This is a genomic window from Amycolatopsis sp. lyj-112, assembly GCF_046549055.1.
Classification (GTDB): Bacteria; Actinomycetota; Actinomycetes; order Mycobacteriales; family Pseudonocardiaceae; genus Amycolatopsis.
The window spans coordinates 41,885-58,694 of sequence record NZ_JAJPWS010000015.1; the positions used below are offsets into that span (position 1 = coordinate 41,885).

The following is a 16,810-nucleotide window of genomic DNA, read 5'->3' on the forward strand; positions in this document are numbered from 1 at the left end:
GCTGTCGCCTGAGAAAGAGGAGAACACCGGGGTACGACAATTTCGGTCGCCCCGCGGCACAGGGGGTGTCATGAAAGGGTCTTTCAAGACACTTTTCGTCTTGAAAGACCCTTTCATGACACCCGAGAGGCCGAAACGCACTCGCCGAGCCGCGCGAGCCCATCGTCGATCCGGTCGGCGCCGACCAGCCCGTAACCGATCACCAGCCCGCCGCGTGTTCCTCCGTACGTGGTCAGGCTTTCGACGGCGACCCCGGCCCGCGCCGCGGCCTCGATGGCACCGTCCACAGTGACCGTCGCATGGGGAGCGACCGGTGCGCACAGGTGAAGCCCGGCGCTCGAAGGGACGATTTCCAGCACGTCCTGGAGTTCTTCGCGCACGAACGGGTCGCCTTGCGGACGTGCCGCGCGAGCAGACCCTCGTCGATGAAGCTCGCCAACGCCGCTTGGGTGACGAGGTCGCCATGCCAGTCCATCAGCTGCTTCGCCTGCCGCAGCGCCGGGCGGAGTGAAGCGGGCGCGACGAGAAAACCAAGACGCAGCAAGGGAAGCAACGTCTTCGAGAACGAGCCGACGTAGAGCACCCGCCCACCGCGGTCCAGGCTTTGAAGCGGTTCCAGCGGCCGGTCGGAGAACCGGTACTCGCTGTCGTAGTCGTCCTCGACGATCACCGCGTCGTTCCGCTCCGCCCACGCCAGCAACGCCGTCCTCCTCGCGAGTGACATCGGCGTGCCGAGCGGGAACTGATGGGACGGCGTCGTATAGATCAATCGGGTGCCCTTCGCGAGCGCCGTGACGTCCAGGCCTTCGGCGTCCACCGGCACTTTCGTGACCCGCGCGCCGAGGGAAGCGAAAAGCCTTGCGGCCGGGGGATAGCCGGGATCCTCGACGGCGACGCGCGTGCCGGGTTCGATCAGGACCCGGCCGATCAGGTCGAGGGCCTGTTGCGCCCCTTGGGTGACAAGGATGTCTTCCGCACTGGCTCGCACCGAACGGGCGGCGCCGACATGCCGGGCGATCGCCACCCGCAGTTCCTCGAGCCCGGCGGGATCGGCGTACCCCGATAGTGGCAGCAGTGCGGGCCGCAGCGCCTGGCTCACCAGTCGACGCCACGTCCGCAGCGGGAACAGGCCCGGGTCCGGGACGCCGACGCGGAAGTCGAAGGCGGGCGCGGACTTCTCGGCGCCGAGCGGAGCGGGAAGCGAACGCCAGCGCTCCACAGGCCGCAGCCCGGCCCCGGCGGGCGCGGCGCGATCCGCCCGGCCTACCGGGCCGGTGCTGACGAAAGTGCCGCGCCCGACGTGACCGCTGAGGAAACCTTCCGCGGTGAGCCGTTCGTAGGCGACCGCGACGGTGTTGCGCGAGACGTCGAGTTCGCGGGCCAGTTCCCTGGTCGGCGGCAGGCGCTCGCCGGACCGCAGGCGCCCGTCGAGGATCCCGTCGCGGAGCTGGCGGTAGATCCGCGCGGCCAGGTCGGTGTGGCCGTCGAGGCTGATGTGGAACGGCACCCGCCGAGCTTACATTGGCCCGATCAAAGTGTCGGAAATTGGAACTGGGACGCGGCCAATCTGCCGCCTAACTTGAGTCCATGGAGTTCACGAACGCCTCGGCACGGGTGCTGACCCTGGCGCAGCTGATCAGCTCCGTCGGCGACGGCGCCTACTACGTCAGCTCGGCCCTCTACTTCACACTGATCGTCGGGCTCTCACCCGCGCAGGTCGGTCTCGGCCTGACCGTCGGCTGGGCGGTGGGTTCGGTGGCCGGGATCGCGCTGGGGCATCTGGCCGACCGTCGCGGGCCGAAGGGGACGGCGGTGCTGCTGGCCCTCGGGACGGCCGTGGCCGTCTCGGCGTTCCTCTTCGTCAGCACGGTCGTCGCGTTCGTGATCGCGGCCTGCGTCTACGCCTGCTTCCAGTGCGGTCTCGGCGCGGCCAGGCAGGCGCTGCTCGCCGGGCTGATCGACCCCGCCGGGCGCACGACGTTCCGGGCCCGCCTGCAGGCGATGTCCAACGCGGGTATCGCGGTCGGCGCGGCACTCGGCGGGATCGCGCTGGCCCTCGGTACGCGAGAGGCCTTCCTGACCGTCTTCGTCATCGACGCGCTCAGCTTCGCCGTCGCCGCACTCGTGCTCCGTCAGGCTCCTTCGGTGGCGGCGTTACCCGTCCGGACCGGCGAGCCGTCGGTCGCTGTCCTCCGCGACCGCCCGTACGCGCTTTTGGCGCTGCTCAACATGATCATGCTGCTCTACATGCCGCTGTTCAGCCTGGTGCTGCCGCTGTGGATCTCGACCCGGACCGCGGCCCCGAGCTGGCTGGTTTCGGCGATGCTGGTGCTCAACACGGCGAGTGTCGTGGTCTTCCAGGTGCGGGTCGCCCGCGGGGTGACCGGTCTGCGCAGCGCCTCCCGCTACGCCCGGTACGCGGGGATGCTGCTGTTCGTCTCCTGCCTGATCTTCTCGTTCTCCGCCCTGAGCGACTCGGCGTGGCTCGCGGCACTGGTCCTGCTCGCGGGGGCCGCGCTGCAGGTGGCCGGGGAGATGGCGCAGGCGGCGGGTTCGTGGGAGATCGGGTTCGGCCTCGCTCCCGACGGCAAACAGGGGCAGTACCAAGGACTTTTCGGCGCCGGGACGGCCATCGCCCGGATGCTCGGCCCGGTGTTGCTGACCGGCCTGATCCTGGTGGGCGGCGCGGTGGGCTGGATCGTGCTGGGCGGCCTGTTCCTGCTGGCCGGTTCGCTCACCCTGCCCGCGGTCCGCTGGGCGGAACGGACCCGCCGCGCGCCTCTGCCCGCGTTGGGAGCTACCGGGGTTCGATCTTGAGGACGGCGGCGCCGCCGGTGATCGCCCGCAGCGTGATCGACAGGTCGTTGAAGGTGGCTGTGCTGCTCGGGCCCAAGGTGACCTTGTAGTCCTTGCCGCTGCCCGAGGACTCGCACTTCTTCCCGGTACAGCTGCCGCCCTGCCGGCTTCCGATGCCTCGGCCGGCCAGCACGACAGTGTCGGCGTCGATCGACTGCACGGTGAAGTACTCGACGCGGGTCTTGGCGGGGAAGGTCATCTTCGCGCCCGCCGGCGCGCTCACTTCGCAGGTGCCGTCGGAGCAGGCCGCGAGATCCGTGCCGTCCGCGGCCTTCGGAGCCTCCTCGCTCGGCGACGCTGCCGATGTCGACGGAGCCGACGACGACGCAGGCGGCGCGGGAGCCTGCGGGTCGGCAGTCTTGCCTTCGCCGGAACTGCAACCGGCCGCGAGGACGAGGGCGGCGAGCGGGACGAGCACACGTCGGAACATGGCGCAGAGGGTAGGGAGGTCCATTCGGGACTGGTCCCGGATCACGGCTCGAGTGCTTGGCGGAAGTGCTCGGCGAGGTCGAGCACGGTGGTCTCTTCCGGCCGGTACCAGGCGAATTCGTCGTGCTCGTCCGGGTTGAGCACGACGGCGCCCGGCCCGCCTTCGGTGATCGAGTACACGACGGCGTGAATCCGCATCGGCCGTCCGGCGACGTCGTCCCAGCTGTGGCTGCCGCATTCCTTCGCGACCCGCACGGTCAGCCCGGTTTCTTCGGCGACCTCGCGCACCACCGTCTCCTCCGGTGCCTCGCCCGGTTCGACCGTCCCGCCCGGCATCTCCCAGTGCCCGCCGAGGAACGAGCCAGGCCGCCTCCGGACGAACAGGACCTTGCCGTCGCGGGTGAGCCTGCCGTAGGCCAAGTACTTGTCGGTCACGAGCGCATCTTCCCGTACTCGGCGATCTTTTCCGATTGAGGACCGAAACTGTCCGCAATCCTGAATAGCGTGAGCATCATGACGAACACCGAGATCCGCCCCTTCCGCCTCGACATCCCCCAGGAGCAGCTGGACGAGCTGCACGCGAAGCTCGACAGCGTGCGCTGGCCCGCTCCGCTTCCCGGTGACGGGTGGGACACCGGCGTGCCGGTGGCGTGGCTGCGCGGTCTCGCCGAGTACTGGCGCGACGGCTACGACTGGCGCGCCGTCGAGCGTGAAATCAACCGCTTCCCGCAGTTCACCACGGAAATCGACGGGCAGAACATTCACTTCCTGCATATCCGCTCGGCGGAAGCCGGCGCGACCCCGCTGATGCTCACGCACGGCTGGCCCGGATCGGTGGTCGAATTCCTCGACGTCATCGGCCCTCTGACCGACCCGAAGGCGTATGGCGGAGACGCCGCGGACGCGTTCCACGTCGTCATCCCGTCGCTGCCCGGATTCGGTTTCTCGGGCCCCGTCTCGGATTCCGGCTGGACGATGCAGCGGATCGCCAGGGCTTGGGCGGAGCTCATGAACCGGCTCGGCTACGAGCGCTACGGCGTGCAGGGCGGCGATCTCGGCGCTTCGGTGTCGCCGGAGGTGGGTCGCTTCGCACCGGACAAGGTGATCGGCGTGCACGTCAACGGTGGTCTGACGCCGATGCCCCCGATGTCGATGTCCGAAGAGGAGCTTGCCTCGCTGACCGACCTCGAACGCGACCGCATCCAGCGGATCGGGGCGTTCATGCAGGAGGAGTTCGGGTACATCTCGATCCAGTCGACGCGGCCGCAGACACTGGGCTACGGGCTGATCGACTCCCCGGTCGCGCAGCTGGCCTGGATCATGGACAAGTTCCGCGAGTGGACGCATCCGCGCCCGACGCTGCCGGACGAGATCATCGACCGCGACACGCTGCTCACCAACGTCATGTTCACCTGGCTCACCGGAACGGCGGCTTCGTCCGCGTACGTCGGGTACGCGCAGGCGGAGACTTGGGGCGCGGTGGAGAAGAACTCCGGGGTGCCGACGGCTGCGCTGATCTTCGCGCACGACGTCGGGATCCGGCGGTATTCGGAGGAGGCCCACACGATCGTGCGGTGGACCGACGTCGACCGCGGTGGGCACTTCGCCGCGCTGGAGGAGCCCGAGACCCTGGTCGCCGACGTCCGGGAGTTCTTCCGCTCCCTCAAGTGATCACGAGGACGGCCGCTTCCCCGAGGAAGCGGCCGTAATCGTCCACTTCGGACTCCAGACCGGCGCGGGGGAGTGTCGTGAAGGGTTCGATGACGACCTTCGTCTGCTTCGCGGTCCGCTTGGTGTGCCAGGTTCCGGCGATCCGGCCGTCCACCAGCACCGTGGGCGCGATCATGCCGCCGCCGGAATTGACCCGCTTCGCGTGCGCGGGATCGAGGAGCAGATCGCGGTCGCGGTAGCCGAGCAGATAGGTGTCGAAGGCGCCGAGCAGACGCGGCGGGCAGGGCGGCGCGGTCAGATCCGTTGCCGCGAGGGCGAACCCGGTGCCGACGGTCGTGAGATCCAGTGCGTCGAAAGCCTTGCGACAGGCGCCGAGCGGGAGCCCGGACCAGGCGCTGAAGTCTTCGGTCGTCGCGATGCCGTACGCGGTCAGATACCGGTGGGCGAGCTCCGCGTGCGGGTCGTCCGGTTCGTTCTGCTCGGTGGCCCACTCGTCGAGCAGAACGTAGGTCGGCTCCGGTCCGTCGTCCGGGCCTCGGCAGATGAGGCCTCGGTTCGCCGCGTACGCCAGCAGGTGGGCCGGGGCTTGCGATCCCGCGTCGAGCGCGATCCCGTTGCCCGCCAGGCCTTCCAGGATCTCGTGCCGGGTGAGTGCCTTGCCGGGCAGGAGGTCCTGGAGGTGGGTCAGCGCTCGTTCGCAGAGGTCGTCGGTGAGGTCCAACTGCCTACGACGTCCCTGACCGGCCTGGGCGTTGCGCGGGCCGAACAGCCGGTTCAGCCACCGGAGATCGGCCGTGGGGACCAGATGGAGCGTCTTGCGCATCAGCCAGGTGCGCACCACGACTCGGGACGAGTCGACGTCCTGCGCGGTCAGCCCGCGGCTGCGAACCCGGACCGCGAGCCGGGCGGCGGGGCTCGACTGCGCCTGGATCGCGGCGACGGAGCGGGCCACGGTGAGCACGTCGGTGGACCCAGCAGCACCGAGGAGCTGGGCGCGGGCGCGGACGGCGCGGATGTCGTTGTCGGACAGTGTCACCCGCTGACGATCTCATGGGCGTTCGCCGGTTCCGTGTGGACGACCGCTTCCGCGAGCCGCGGCAGGACCTGACGCAGCCGTTGTTCGACGCGGTGGGCCAAGTGGTGTGCTTCGGTGACGGTGAGACCGGGCTCGACCGACACCGCGAGTTCCGCGCGCTGACTGTGCCCGATCCAGCGGATCCGCAGGTCCCGCGTGCCGAGTACCCCGGGCACCTCGGCGGCCGCGAGTTCGGCGCGATCGACGTCGGCCGGGTCGACGGCGTCCATCAACCGGCGGAAGACCTCCCTGGCGGCGTCACGCAGGACGAACAGGATCGCGACCGTGATGGCGAGGCCGATGATCGGGTCGGCCAAGGGGAAGCCGAACGCGACGCCGGCGGCGCCGAGGACGACCGCGAGCGAGGTGAAGCCGTCCGTGCGCGCGTGCAGGCCGTCGGCGACCAGCGCGGCCGACCCGATCTCACGGCCGACGGTGATCCGGTAGCGGGCCACGAGTTCGTTGCCCGCGAAGCCGATGACCCCCGCCGCCGCGACCGCCCAGAGATGCTGGACCGGGCGCGGATCGAGCAGCCGCTCGACCGACTCGTATCCGGCGAGGAAGGCCGACGCGGCGATGAGCACCACCACGAGGACGCCGGCGAGATCTTCGGCGCGGCCGAGACCATAGGTGTAGCGGCGAGTGGCGGCGCGGCGGCCGAGCACGAAGGCGATGCCGAGCGGGACCGCCGTCAGCGCGTCGGCGAAGTTGTGGATCGTGTCGCCGAGCAGAGCCACCGATCCGGTGATCAGCACGAGCGCGAGCTGGGCGACCGCGGTGACGAACAGGGCGGTGAACGACCAGATCAGCGTGCGGACACCGCGTTTGCTGGTCTCCAGCGCGGTGTCCACCCGGTCGGCGCTGTCGTGGCTGTGCGGGGTCAGAAGGTGCCGGATCCGGCTCTTGCCCCGCTGGTGTCCGTGGCCGTGTCCATGCCCGTGTCCGGTCATCGCCCGCCTCACTGGTGGTGGCTGTAGTAGTATCTGCGCAGTCATGCAGATACGCAGGTAGGAGGATAGCGGGTATTCTCGCGGTATGCACGAGTCGGTTCCGGAGTTCGAGATGCCCACCGAGGAGCAGGTCCACCTGGCCGCGGAGACGTTCCGGCTGCTCGCCGACCCGACGCGGATCAAGGTCCTCTGGGCGCTCCTGCAGGGCGAGTCCTCGGTCGCCTGTCTCGCGGATCTGGCGGGTGCGGCTCCGACGGCCGTCAGTCAGCATCTGGCGAAACTGCGGCTCGCCGGGCTCGTCAAGGGGCGTCGCGAGGGGACGTTCGTCTACTACTCGGCGGCCAACGACCACGTCCGCGGGCTGCTCGCGCAGGCGTTGTTCCACGCCGACCACATCGATCGCGACATTCCGGCGCTCCATTCGGGGGCGAAACCCCACCATCCGGCGGCTCGCTGATTCCGGCTACGGTGGAGCCGTGACCCAGTCCTCGTACCCGGCCGCCGCGCGGTGGCTGTTGTTGTGCGTGGTGGCACTGGGTCTGGTCGGCATGCACCACGTCACCGCCGAGTCCGGTCACGGCGGGACGCACGAGGTCGCCTCGGTTTCCGTGGAAGCCCCGTGCTGCCAGGAGTCCCCTTCGGACACTCCCGCGCCCGCGCATGACGCGCTGCACCTGTGTCTCGCGGTCCTCGCGGCGGCGTTCCTGCTGATCGTCACCTGGCTGCTTGTCCGAAGTGGACGGTTCACGGTGGCGTGGAAGTCTTCTCCCGGAAGCGGTTCGCCTTCCGGACGTGATCCACCGCGCTGGAGACCGGTTCCGGAGCGATTGGCTTCTCTCTGCGTGTTGCGGGTGTGACGGGCGTACGCCCTTCGCCGTCATACCCGAAACCGATCTGAGGAAGACCCATGACCAGCAAGAAACTGGTCAGGGCGGCGCTTGCCGTCCTGACCTCCTTCGCCGTGCTCGCCGGCTGCTCCGGCTCCGGCGGCGATGACCACAACCAGGCCGACGTCACGTTCGCGCAAGGCATGATCCCGCATCACGAACAGGCGCTCGCGATGGCGAAACTCGTCGACGGCCGCACCGCCGACGTGAAGGTCGTCGACCTCGCCGCGCGGGTCGAGCGGGCCCAGAACCCGGAGATCCAGCAGCTCACCGGGTTGCTCGAGAAATGGGGAGCGACGCCGTCGAGTGAGCACTCCGCGCACGGGATGATGACCGATGACGACCTCGGGAAACTCGGTCAGGCCAAGGACGCGGCCTTCGACCGGCAGTGGCTCGAGATGATGGTCAAGCACCACGAGGGCGCCCTCGCGATGGCGAAGACCGAGTTGCAGCAGGGGCAGAACGCCGAGGCGAAAGCGCTGGCGCAGAAGGTGATCGACGGTCAGCAGGCCGAGATCACCGAGATGCGGACGCTGCTCGGCTGAGCCCTTGGTCGCGCGGGCCAGGTCACCCGGCCCGCGCGACCGCCGCCCGGAAATGCGCGCACTGGGTGAAATCGTCGTGCTCGCAGCCGAGAGCACAGTCGATGAGCGCGAGTGAGGCCTGCTCGGCCGCGATATGTCGGGTGAGTTCTTCCTTGTGGTGACGGAGAACGGCGTCGCGTTCGCCGGGTTTCCGGAACATCTCACGGATCCCGTTGAGGCTGAGGCCCGCTTCCTTGGCGCGCAGGATGATCGCGATCCGGGTCAGGTCGGCTTCGGCGTAGCGACGCCGATGCTCTGCCCGGTGCCGCCGAGTTTCGTGCCCGGACCTATGAGTTGCTCCGCCTCGAACCCGGTTCGTCGGTGATCGACGTCGGCTGCGGTTCCGGGCGGGCCGTCTCGGAGTTGTCGTCCTCGGGGTTCCGCGCCGTCGGTGTCGACATATCGCCGGAGATGATCGAGGAGGCTCGCCGGCGGTCGCCCGGGACGGAGTTCCTGGTCGGTGATGCCTACGAGTTGGCTGTCCCGGGTGGGTTTTCCGGGTATCGGGTGGATAAGGTGTTCCATGAACTGGCCGAGCCGGAGCGTGCCGTTTCGGAGGCGCGGCGGATTCTGGTTCCGGGCGGGCGGGTCGTGCTGGCAGGGCATGACTGGGAAGCGCTGGTGATCGATTCTTCGTATCCGGCGTTGACGCGGGAGATCGTGCGGGCGCGGGCTTCGGTGGTCACCGCGCCACGGGCGGCTCGGGGATTTCGGCGGTTGCTTTCCCGTTGCGGGTTGTGTGAGGTTTCGGTTGAGGCGGTCGTCGGGTTCTTCGGTGGAGGAGGGGGAGGTCTGGCTGGAGGAGCAGGCCGGGGGTGGGATGGTTTTTGCTGTGCCGCAGTTCTTGGCTTGCAGGGTGGTTTGAGGTGGGGTGAGTGGGGCATCGGTCCAGATTCGGTAGTCAGGCTCGCGTAATGAACTGACCTCTGATTCGATAAGAAGAGGTCTGGAAGTCGAACGTAAGTTCGAGTATGATCATTGCTATGAACCTTAAGCTTGTCTATCAAACTCAGGCCGCGCGTTTCCTTGAGGCCTCGTTTGCCGAGGAGTTGGTGCTTCGGCGGGCGCAGGGTCGTCAGGTGCGTGCGTTAGCGGAGTTCGCTGGAATCGGTGGGTCGCGAAGATCGGTGACCGAGGAGGTCGCTTTGCGCTTCTCGGTCTCTCGTAATCAAGCGTTCCTGTTGCTCGAAATCTCCTGTGCGCTGGTGTCGCGGTTGCCGAAGACGTTGGCGGCGTTGGACTGTGGAGACATTGACCTGTTCAAGGCATCCAAGGTCACGCAGCTGACGCGCGAAGTCTCCGACGAGGTCGCCGGGCTGGTCGATGAGCACATGTCGTCTCGCCTGGCCGACCGGGACCCGGGTGCGATTCGTAGTTCGGTCGATTGGGCGGTCAAGAAGTACGACCCCGACGGCTATCGCGACCGGGCCAAGAAGAAACGCGCATTGCGGCATGTGTCCCTGCAGCATGAGGGCGAGACCATGTCCACGATCTCCGGGTATCTCCCCTCGGAAGTCGCCAGTTCCGTCTATGCCTCGCTCGACCGCGGAGCACACACTCGGCGGGACACTGACAAGTCCAAGACGTTGGATCAGCATCGGGCCGATCTGTTCGCCGAACGTCTCCTCGCCGAAGACGGACACGGCAAGCCGAAGGCCCACATCCACGTGTATGTCGATTTCCTGACCCTGACCGACGCCCGTAACGACCCGGCGTTCCTCGCCGGATATGGGCACATTCCCGACTGGCTGGTCCGGGAGATCGCCTCCGACCCTAAGTCGACGTGGTCGCGGTTGATCACTGATCCCGCCACTGGTCAGGTCTTGGAGGCGGGCGCCGACAAGTATCGATCACCGGCCTCGCTGACACGGTTGATCAAGGCACGGGATCGTGAGTGCACTCAGCCCGGTTGTCATCGTCCGGCGGAGTTCTCGGAGATCGATCACATCGTGACGTGGGCGCAGAACGGGAAGACCAACCACCACAACTGTCACGGCTATTGCAAGATCCACAACCTGCTCCGCAACGAACCCGGCTGGTCCGCAGAGCCGACCGGGAACGGCGGGATGACGATCACGACTCCCAGCGGCCACAACTACGACGCGACACCCGAACCGCTGCACGACCCACGACCCGAGTCCAACGAAGAGCCACCGCCCTTCTGATCCGGATGCCGCCAAACCGTGGCCCCGCAGCCGTTTATGGCTGCGGGACGGCAGAAACACGTCTCGACGCTTCGACTGAAGGCTGTCGAGCGGGCAGTGGCTGACCGGGGTGATCACTGAGGTCCATGGCCGTTCTGGGGCACTGACGGTGCTCCGCGGATGCAGGGCGAGCTTCGCCTGGGGAGGGCCGACCACTCCGTGGTCTGTCACGTTCACCAAACGGCCGCCCACAGCGCCTGCAAGAGCGCGAACTACTGCCCGACAGCCCCGTCGATCTGTTCACGCAACAGATCGATATGACCGTTGTGCCGCGCGTACTCCTCGATCATGTGCACGAGTACCCATCGCAGCGAGATCGGGCCACGCCGCGCCTCGTTCCCGCTGACTTCCAGATCGGGCGCGGCGGCAACGAAAGACTCCGCGAAAGCGACCTCGTCGCGCCACGTCTTCCACGCCTCGGCGACCACTTCGGCGTCCGCTACGGCGCCGTCGAAATCGCCGTCGGGGTCGGTATCGGAGTAATAGAGTGGGGGCACGTCTTGTCCGGCCAGTACTTGCCGGAACCACATGTGCTCGACCTCGGCGAGATGCCGGATCATCCCGAGCAGCGACAGCGAGGACGGCGGCACGGATCGCCGAGACAGGGCTTCGGGGTCGAGGCCCTCGCATTTCAGGGCCATCGTGTCCCGTTGCCAGCGCAGGAACGCGGAGAGGGTCGCGCGTTCGTCGGCTTGGCCGGGCGGCTCGGTGCGGCGGTCTTTGTTCTCGGTGGTGAACAGTGCGATCGACATCGGGTCATCATGGGTGGCCGCGCCTGCGGCACCAAACGATTTAGGCGAAGTGGACCTGACCGGGTGGCGGGGGCATCTCACCGCCACCCGGTCAGAGCTCAGCCCTCCGAAATCGCCGCGGCCAGGCCGGCGACGGTCGGGTTCTGATACAGCTCGTGCGTCGTCAGCCGCACTTCCAGCACGTCCCCGACCATGGCCAGCAGCCGCGTCGCGCGCAGCGAGTTGCCGCCCAGTTCGAAGAACGAGTCGTCCCGCCCGATGGACGGCCGGTTGAGCACATCGGACCAGATCACCGCGATCCGCCGCTCCAGATCCGTGGCGGGCGGCGTGGATTCCTTGCGGCTCGGCCGTTTCGGTGCCGCGTCCAGCAGGAGCTGGGCCGTGTCGACGGCGCCGTGGACATCCGTCGGGATCCGCGGCACGGCCAGGAACCGGACCGGCACCGGGCACGACCGGAGCACCGGTTCCAGTGCCTTGTGGACGGTCGCGGCGTCCGTGTCCTCCGTCGTATAAGCCACGAGGATCTCGTGGGCTTGCAGCTCATCCGAGTCCATTTCGGACAGGATCAGTGGGTTCGCCAGGTCCAGCCCGATGATGACGTAGTGATACGGCACCGCGGTCGCGGTCAGGAACGAACGCAGCCCCTCCGCCGGTTCGATCGAGCGGAAGCCGCGGTGTTTCGCGGGCCCGGAAGGCTGGCTCCGGTTCATGCCGACACCGGTCCACATACTCCACGCGAGACACCGCACAGCACGCCCGCGGTCATGCCGCCAGTGGTCCGCGAAGCCCACCAGGAACGTGTTCGCCGCCGAGTAGGCCCCGAACGAGTGCCCGCCGAACTCGCCGTTGACCGAGCCGAACAGCACCAGCGACGCCTCCGGGCGGTCCTCCAGCATCCCGGCGATCGCCAGTGTGCCCGAGACCTTGGCGCTGTACAGCTCCTCGAACACCGACGACGTCTCGCGCACCAGGGTGTGCTCTTCGAGGTTCTGCCACTGCCCGGTCGGGTCCGCGCCCGCCAGATGCAGGACACCGTCCAACGGCCGGCCCCACCGGGTCTCGGCGGCCTCGGCAGCCTCGCGCAGAGCCTGCTCGTCGGTGATGTCGAGCTGCGCGTAGGTCACCCCGCCGAACAGCGAGAGATCCTCGAGGCGCTCGGCCTTCTCGCCGGTGGCCGCCGAACGGCCGACCAGCAGCAGGCGGACACCATAGGTCGCGACCAGATATCCGGCGAGGTCGTAGGCGATCCCGCCCAGCCCGCCGGTCACCAGGTACAGCCCGCCCGGGACCACCGGAGCACCGGCACCGTCTGCCTCGGATTCCTGCACGGGACGCAAGCGGGCTCGCAGCCGCTCTCCGTTCCGCGCCGCGACGACGCCGGTGCTGACGCGGTCGGCCAGTTCGGTGCGGAGCACGGCCGACCAGCCCGACTTGTCCCCGGGCAGGTCCACCTGCCGGATCACCGGCAGCGGAGCCTCGGTCACCGCCGTGCGGATCAGGCCGGGCAGCGCGCAGGTGCCGAGATCGACCTTGTCCCCGGGCCGCGCGTGCACCGCACCCGAGGTGAGCACCAGCAGACGTGGCCCGCCGAAGTCCGTCAACGCCTTCAGCAGTGCCGTGAGCTGCTCCGTCACCGCCGAGAGCCGGGCCGCCGGGTCGGGCAACGAGGTGTCGAGAGGCCAGGCGAACACGACGGTCGAGATCGCGCCGTGGTGCGAGGTCACCTTCTCCAGGACCTGCCGGAAGTCAGCCGGCGTCGCACGGAACCGGTCCGGTGCCTCTTCCGCGAACTCGTCGCCCTTGCGCACCGCGACGACCGGGCCTTCGAGACCCAGCTGCAGCAGTTGCCGATCTTCGGCGAAGACCAGGCGGACACCGTCCTCAGTGGACTCGCTCACGCCGGGCAGGGGAGACCACTGGCGGCGGAAGAACCAGGTGTCGTCTTCGCCGGAGGCCTCGTCGGCGATCCGGTCGGCGAACCGGCCGGCCTTGAGTTCGCCGACCAGCTGACCCCGCTGGATCTTTCCGCTGCCGGTCTTGGGGAACTCGGCGTCGGTCACCGGGACCAGAAGGTCCGGCCCGATACCGATCTCGCGCACCAGCGCGGCCCGGACCTCCTGCGTGGTCTTGGCGAGCGCGTCGGCGTCCCAGCTCGTCGGGACGTAGAAGATGACCAGCTGGTCCGAACCCTCACCGGGTTCGCGAATCCCCGCGGCCGCGCTGAAGGTGACGCGCACGCCGTCGGCCTGCTCGACCACGGCTTCGATCTCGTGCGCGATGAAGTTGATCCCGCGCACCACGATCTGGTCCTTCTTGCGCCCGCAGATCACCACCGATCCATTGTGGACGAACGCGAGATCGCCGGTACGGAACCAGCCGTCGCCGGTGTAGGAATCGCGGTTGGCGTCCGGGTTGTTGTGGTAGCCGCTCATCATCGCGCCACCGCGGACCTCCAGTTCGCCCATCCGGTCCTGGGGCAGCGTCGCGCCGGCGTCGTCGACGATGCGCACCCCGAACCCGGGGATCGGCGGTCCCACTTCGGAAAACGGCACGGCGTCCTGCTCGCTCGCCTCGACGTACCGGATCTCGCCGGTCATCGACGACGGCGCGACGACGACCATCCCGGCCGCGTGGTCGTCGCGTTTCTGGCAGGCGTAGGTCACCGCCGAACAGGTCTCCGACATTCCCCAGGCCGGCCACATCGCGTCGGCGGGCAGGCCGTGCGGTTCCAGCAGATCGAGGAAACGGTGACTGGTCGCGGCGACCACCGGCTCACCGGCGTTCGTGATCGCCCGGACCCGCGAGAGATTCCACTCCCGCCCGGCGATCTCGTCCGCGCGCTCGTTGATCATCGCGAAGGCGAAGTTCGGTGCCCAGGTGTTGGTCGCCTGGTACTCGTCCAGCCAATCCAGCCACAGCAACGGATCGCCGAGGAAGGCGTCGATCCGCGCGTTCACGTGCAGGATCTTGAGGAACACGTCGCGCACGTTGTACATCACGATCGCGACGTGGTCGAGCGGCATCCAGATCAGCGTGACGTCGTCCGGCCCGTACCCGCGCTCCTGCGCGCTCGACCAGGTCCGCGCCGCCACGCTGGCGTTCGTGTGCTGCACGCATTTCGGCACACCGGTGCTGCCCGAGGTGAGCAGGTTGAACACGGGGGAGTCCGGCTCCGTCGGGAACCAGCCGGAGTCGCGCTCGTGCGCGGCGAGATCCTCGACGGCCAGGATGCGGACGTCCGGCTCCTCCCAGAGTTCACGGACGCCGGCGAGAGCGGGCGCGGTCGCGCTGTCGGTGAGCAGGACGGGGCGCTTCAACAGGTTCCAGGCGTTGTACAGCCTCCGGTTCACCGCGTTGGGAGCCGCGTACGTCGTCGCGACCGCGACCGGTGTCGGCACGAACCCGCCGAGCACGCACGCCCAGAAGGCGGTGATGTAGCCGCGGTTGTCGTCGAACTGGAACAGCGCGGCATCGCCGGGACGCAGTCCGGCGGCGCGCAGCCCGGCGAGGACCCGCTCGGCGTCGGCGATGAGTTCCGGGAAGCTCTGCAGCGCCGCTTCGCCCTCACGGGGAACGAAGATCGTGCCCTTCTCCGGGACCTGCTCGGCGGCCTGCCGCAGGGCGTCCTGCAAGGTCATCGGCGAGCCGTCGGGAATCCGCGGTGCCGGGCCGTAGACCTCGGACGACGGCCCGGCACCGGCCGGCAAGAGGGTGACCGGCGCGGCCGTTGGTGTGGCCGCCGCGGGAGCCGTGCCGCGCGCGCCCTGGCGGACGACGGCGACGGCCTGCCAGACCCCAGGAACGGCCTGGGTGGCGGATTCGAGCCCGGCGACGAGTTCCGGATCGATGGACGTGGTCATGAGACCCTCCCGGTCAAGCTCGGCGTCAGCAGCGACTGGCCGAGGAACCCGACGACTTCGGCGGGCGCGTCGAGGAAGTAGAAGTGGCCGCCCGGGTAGTACTCGGCGTGGAACGGCCCGGTGGTGTGCTCGCGCCAGCCCTCGACGGTGGTCCCGGGCGCGCGGGGGTCGTCCCGGCCGGACAACACGGTGATCGGGATGTCCAGCGGCTCACCGGGGGCGACCGGATGCTGCTCCCACATCTCGAAGTCCGCGCGCAAGGTCGGCAGCAGTGCGTCCATGACGTCGTCGTCCTCGGCGATCTCCGGGTCGAGCCCGCCGAGCCGCGCGACCTCCTCGCGGAACTCCTCGTCGGTGAGGTCGTGCAGCCGGGGAACCTGGTCGAACAGCTGCGGAGCGGGCTGGGCGGAGAAGAACAGGTGGCCGGGGCCGGCGGTGCCGCGGCCCCGGAGCACGCGGGCGAGCTCGTAGGCCATCACCGCCCCGCAGGAATGCCCGAAGAAGGCGAACGAGCCGTCCAATACCGGGCTGTTCAGTATCGGACGGAGCGCTTGGGCGAGCACACGGACCAGCGGCCCGGTCTCGGTGAACGGGTCCTCCATGATGCGGTTCTGCCTGCCCGGCAACTGCACGGCGACGAGTTCGATCTCCGGCGGCAGCAGGTCCGCCCACTCGGCGTACGCGCCCGCTCCGGCACCGGCGTGCGGGAAACAGATCAGGCGGTGGCGGGCATCCGGGCGCCGTGCGCGCCAGATGTAGGGGGTTTCGACGACCAGCTCCGCGCTGTCGACGGTCATGTGGTCACACCTCGCACTTTCAGGGCCGGCTGGATCTTCAAAGGCTGGGTCTTCAGGGGAGCTGGGTCATGAGCTTCGCGGTGGCGCGGTGCCGTGCCGAGTCGCGTTCGGCGAAGGACTGCACGACCCTGTCCCGGACTTCGGGTTTCTGTTCCTGGCTGAGCTTGAACATGCCGTCGGCCTTGGTGATGGAGATCCGGAAGGCGCCGACGGCGGGCGCGATCTGCCGGAAGTAGTTCTGGGACTGCTCCATGTCCCAGCCTGTGCCGAAATCGGCTTCGAAGGCACGCACTGTCGCTTTCACGACGTCGAGCGTGGGTTCCATGCCGGTGATCTTGTGCAGTACCCCGTGCGCGTGTACCGAGGTGAAGTTCCACGTCGGCGCCGCGGGGGTCACTTCGTAGACGGTCGGCGAGATATAGGCGTGCGGGCCGGTGAAGATCACCAGCACCGGTGTGCCGTCCTCGAGTGATTTCCAATGCGGATTCGCACGGTTCATATGCCCCAGTAAAAGGCCGCCCGAAAGGTCCTCCGACCATTCGCCGCCCATTTCCGGATCGGGGATCACCGGGAGGTGGGTCGCGAACGGCTCGCCGTCCTCGGGGCCGTTGGACAGCATGAGCGCCAACGGATTGCCGCGGAGCACGTCGACCATCCACGTCCCGTTCGGTTCGCGATAGTGATGGGGAACGAACATTCGACGCACATCCTTTCAAAATGTTCAGGTTCGGCGGGTCGTTGTTCG

At 68.4% G+C, this 16,810-nt stretch carries 16 protein-coding genes and 1 pseudogene; 7 read left to right on the forward strand and 10 right to left on the reverse strand.

The genetic code is table 11. From position 1 onward, the window contains the following. Positions 1-113: 113 nt before the first annotated feature. A pseudogene (locus ACLJRL_RS34355) lies at positions 114-1,507 on the reverse strand (PLP-dependent aminotransferase family protein). Between the two features lie 80 nt (positions 1,508-1,587). Between ACLJRL_RS34355 and ACLJRL_RS34360 the strand changes: the two are divergent. After that, positions 1,588-2,817 (forward strand): MFS transporter, encoded by a 1,230-nt coding sequence (locus ACLJRL_RS34360; protein ID WP_410660524.1) that lies wholly within the window; start codon positions 1,588-1,590, stop codon positions 2,815-2,817. On the opposite strand, the gene ACLJRL_RS34365 is transcribed toward ACLJRL_RS34360, so the two are convergent. Next, the gene (locus ACLJRL_RS34365; protein WP_410660525.1) at positions 2,798-3,286 is read right to left on the reverse strand and encodes a hypothetical protein; all 489 of its coding nucleotides are present in this window, start codon (positions 3,284-3,286) and stop codon (positions 2,798-2,800) included. The genes ACLJRL_RS34360 and ACLJRL_RS34365 overlap by 20 nt on opposite strands. 41 nt (positions 3,287-3,327) lie before the next feature. Then, entirely contained in the window at positions 3,328-3,720 is a 393-nt protein-coding gene (locus tag ACLJRL_RS34370; RefSeq protein WP_410660526.1) for an NUDIX hydrolase, read from the reverse strand. Positions 3,721-3,798: 78 nt separating this feature from the next. On the opposite strand from ACLJRL_RS34370, the gene ACLJRL_RS34375 reads away from it, so the two are divergent. Beyond that, positions 3,799-4,956 (forward strand): epoxide hydrolase family protein, encoded by a 1,158-nt coding sequence (locus ACLJRL_RS34375; RefSeq protein WP_410660527.1) that lies wholly within the window; start codon positions 3,799-3,801, stop codon positions 4,954-4,956. On the opposite strand, the gene ACLJRL_RS34380 is transcribed toward ACLJRL_RS34375, so the two are convergent. After that, a complete protein-coding gene (locus tag ACLJRL_RS34380) occupies positions 4,949-5,992 on the reverse strand; it encodes a winged helix DNA-binding domain-containing protein (RefSeq protein ID WP_410660528.1) in 1,044 nt (347 codons plus the stop codon). The two genes, ACLJRL_RS34375 and ACLJRL_RS34380, sit on opposite strands and share 8 nt — an antisense overlap. Continuing rightward, positions 5,989-6,981 (reverse strand): cation diffusion facilitator family transporter, encoded by a 993-nt coding sequence (locus tag ACLJRL_RS34385; protein WP_410660529.1) that lies wholly within the window; start codon positions 6,979-6,981, stop codon positions 5,989-5,991. Before ACLJRL_RS34385 ends, ACLJRL_RS34380 begins: the two co-directional genes overlap by 4 nt. Before the next feature lie 85 nt (positions 6,982-7,066). On the opposite strand from ACLJRL_RS34385, the gene ACLJRL_RS34390 reads away from it, so the two are divergent. The 3 genes from ACLJRL_RS34390 to ACLJRL_RS34400 are packed head-to-tail and all read left to right on the forward strand — an operon-like array spanning position 7,067 to position 8,413. Continuing rightward, a complete protein-coding gene (locus ACLJRL_RS34390; protein ID WP_410660530.1) occupies positions 7,067-7,438 on the forward strand; it encodes an ArsR/SmtB family transcription factor in 372 nt (123 codons plus the stop codon). Positions 7,439-7,457: 19 nt separating this feature from the next. Further along, positions 7,458-7,838 carry a hypothetical protein gene (locus tag ACLJRL_RS34395; protein WP_410660531.1) on the forward strand — a complete coding sequence of 127 codons (381 nt, stop codon included), beginning with the start codon at positions 7,458-7,460 and terminating at the stop codon, positions 7,836-7,838. Between the two features lie 50 nt (positions 7,839-7,888). Further along, positions 7,889-8,413 (forward strand): DUF305 domain-containing protein, encoded by a 525-nt coding sequence (locus ACLJRL_RS34400; RefSeq protein WP_410660532.1) that lies wholly within the window; start codon positions 7,889-7,891, stop codon positions 8,411-8,413. Between the two features lie 22 nt (positions 8,414-8,435). Here the strand turns inward: ACLJRL_RS34400 and ACLJRL_RS34405 are convergent, their stop codons facing one another. Then, positions 8,436-8,855, reverse strand: coding sequence for a MerR family DNA-binding protein (locus ACLJRL_RS34405; protein ID WP_410660627.1), 420 nt, complete (start codon positions 8,853-8,855; stop codon positions 8,436-8,438). Here ACLJRL_RS34405 and ACLJRL_RS34410 point away from each other — a divergent pair. Together ACLJRL_RS34410 and ACLJRL_RS34415 are read left to right on the forward strand one after the other, a co-directional pair. Continuing rightward, positions 8,774-9,367: a methyltransferase domain-containing protein gene (locus ACLJRL_RS34410; RefSeq protein ID WP_410660533.1), complete on the forward strand. Its 594-nt coding sequence runs from the start codon at positions 8,774-8,776 to the stop codon at positions 9,365-9,367. The two genes, ACLJRL_RS34405 and ACLJRL_RS34410, sit on opposite strands and share 82 nt — an antisense overlap. A gap of 212 nt (positions 9,368-9,579) precedes the next feature. Then, positions 9,580-10,617, forward strand: coding sequence for a DUF222 domain-containing protein (locus ACLJRL_RS34415; RefSeq protein WP_410660534.1), 1,038 nt, complete (start codon positions 9,580-9,582; stop codon positions 10,615-10,617). 251 nt (positions 10,618-10,868) lie between these two features. Here ACLJRL_RS34415 and ACLJRL_RS34420 read toward each other — a convergent pair whose 3' ends face one another. From ACLJRL_RS34420 to ACLJRL_RS34435, 4 genes are all read right to left on the reverse strand, one after another. Continuing rightward, positions 10,869-11,408: a DinB family protein gene (locus ACLJRL_RS34420; protein WP_410660535.1), complete on the reverse strand. Its 540-nt coding sequence runs from the start codon at positions 11,406-11,408 to the stop codon at positions 10,869-10,871. Positions 11,409-11,506: 98 nt separating this feature from the next. Then, on the reverse strand, positions 11,507-15,268 hold the full coding sequence (locus ACLJRL_RS34425) for an SDR family NAD(P)-dependent oxidoreductase (RefSeq protein WP_410660536.1): 3,762 nt from the start codon (positions 15,266-15,268) through the stop codon (positions 11,507-11,509). Next, positions 15,265-16,065, reverse strand: coding sequence for a thioesterase II family protein (locus ACLJRL_RS34430; protein WP_410660537.1), 801 nt, complete (start codon positions 16,063-16,065; stop codon positions 15,265-15,267). The genes ACLJRL_RS34425 and ACLJRL_RS34430 overlap by 4 nt, the downstream gene beginning before the upstream one ends. Before the next feature lie 52 nt (positions 16,066-16,117). Then, entirely contained in the window at positions 16,118-16,762 is a 645-nt protein-coding gene (locus ACLJRL_RS34435) for an FMN-binding negative transcriptional regulator (protein WP_410660538.1), read from the reverse strand. Positions 16,763-16,810: the final 48 nt, after the last annotated feature.

Bases quoted from the DNA above. Each gene is read 5' to 3' on its own strand.
- ACLJRL_RS34360 (WP_410660524.1), top strand. From the start codon at position 1,588: ATGGAGTTCACGAACGCCTCGGCACGGGTGCTGACCCTGGCGCAGCTG.
- ACLJRL_RS34365 (WP_410660525.1), bottom strand. From the start codon at position 3,286: ATGTTCCGACGTGTGCTCGTCCCGCTCGCCGCCCTCGTCCTCGCGGCC.
- ACLJRL_RS34375 (WP_410660527.1), top strand. From the start codon at position 3,799: ATGACGAACACCGAGATCCGCCCCTTCCGCCTCGACATCCCCCAGGAG.
- ACLJRL_RS34385 (WP_410660529.1), bottom strand. From the start codon at position 6,981: ATGACCGGACACGGGCATGGACACGGCCACGGACACCAGCGGGGCAAG.
- ACLJRL_RS34390 (WP_410660530.1), top strand. From the start codon at position 7,067: ATGCACGAGTCGGTTCCGGAGTTCGAGATGCCCACCGAGGAGCAGGTC.
- ACLJRL_RS34400 (WP_410660532.1), top strand. From the start codon at position 7,889: ATGACCAGCAAGAAACTGGTCAGGGCGGCGCTTGCCGTCCTGACCTCC.
- ACLJRL_RS34420 (WP_410660535.1), bottom strand. From the start codon at position 11,408: ATGTCGATCGCACTGTTCACCACCGAGAACAAAGACCGCCGCACCGAG.
- ACLJRL_RS34425 (WP_410660536.1), bottom strand. From the start codon at position 15,268: ATGACCACGTCCATCGATCCGGAACTCGTCGCCGGGCTCGAATCCGCC.
- ACLJRL_RS34430 (WP_410660537.1), bottom strand. From the start codon at position 16,065: ATGACCGTCGACAGCGCGGAGCTGGTCGTCGAAACCCCCTACATCTGG.
- ACLJRL_RS34435 (WP_410660538.1), bottom strand. From the start codon at position 16,762: ATGTTCGTTCCCCATCACTATCGCGAACCGAACGGGACGTGGATGGTC.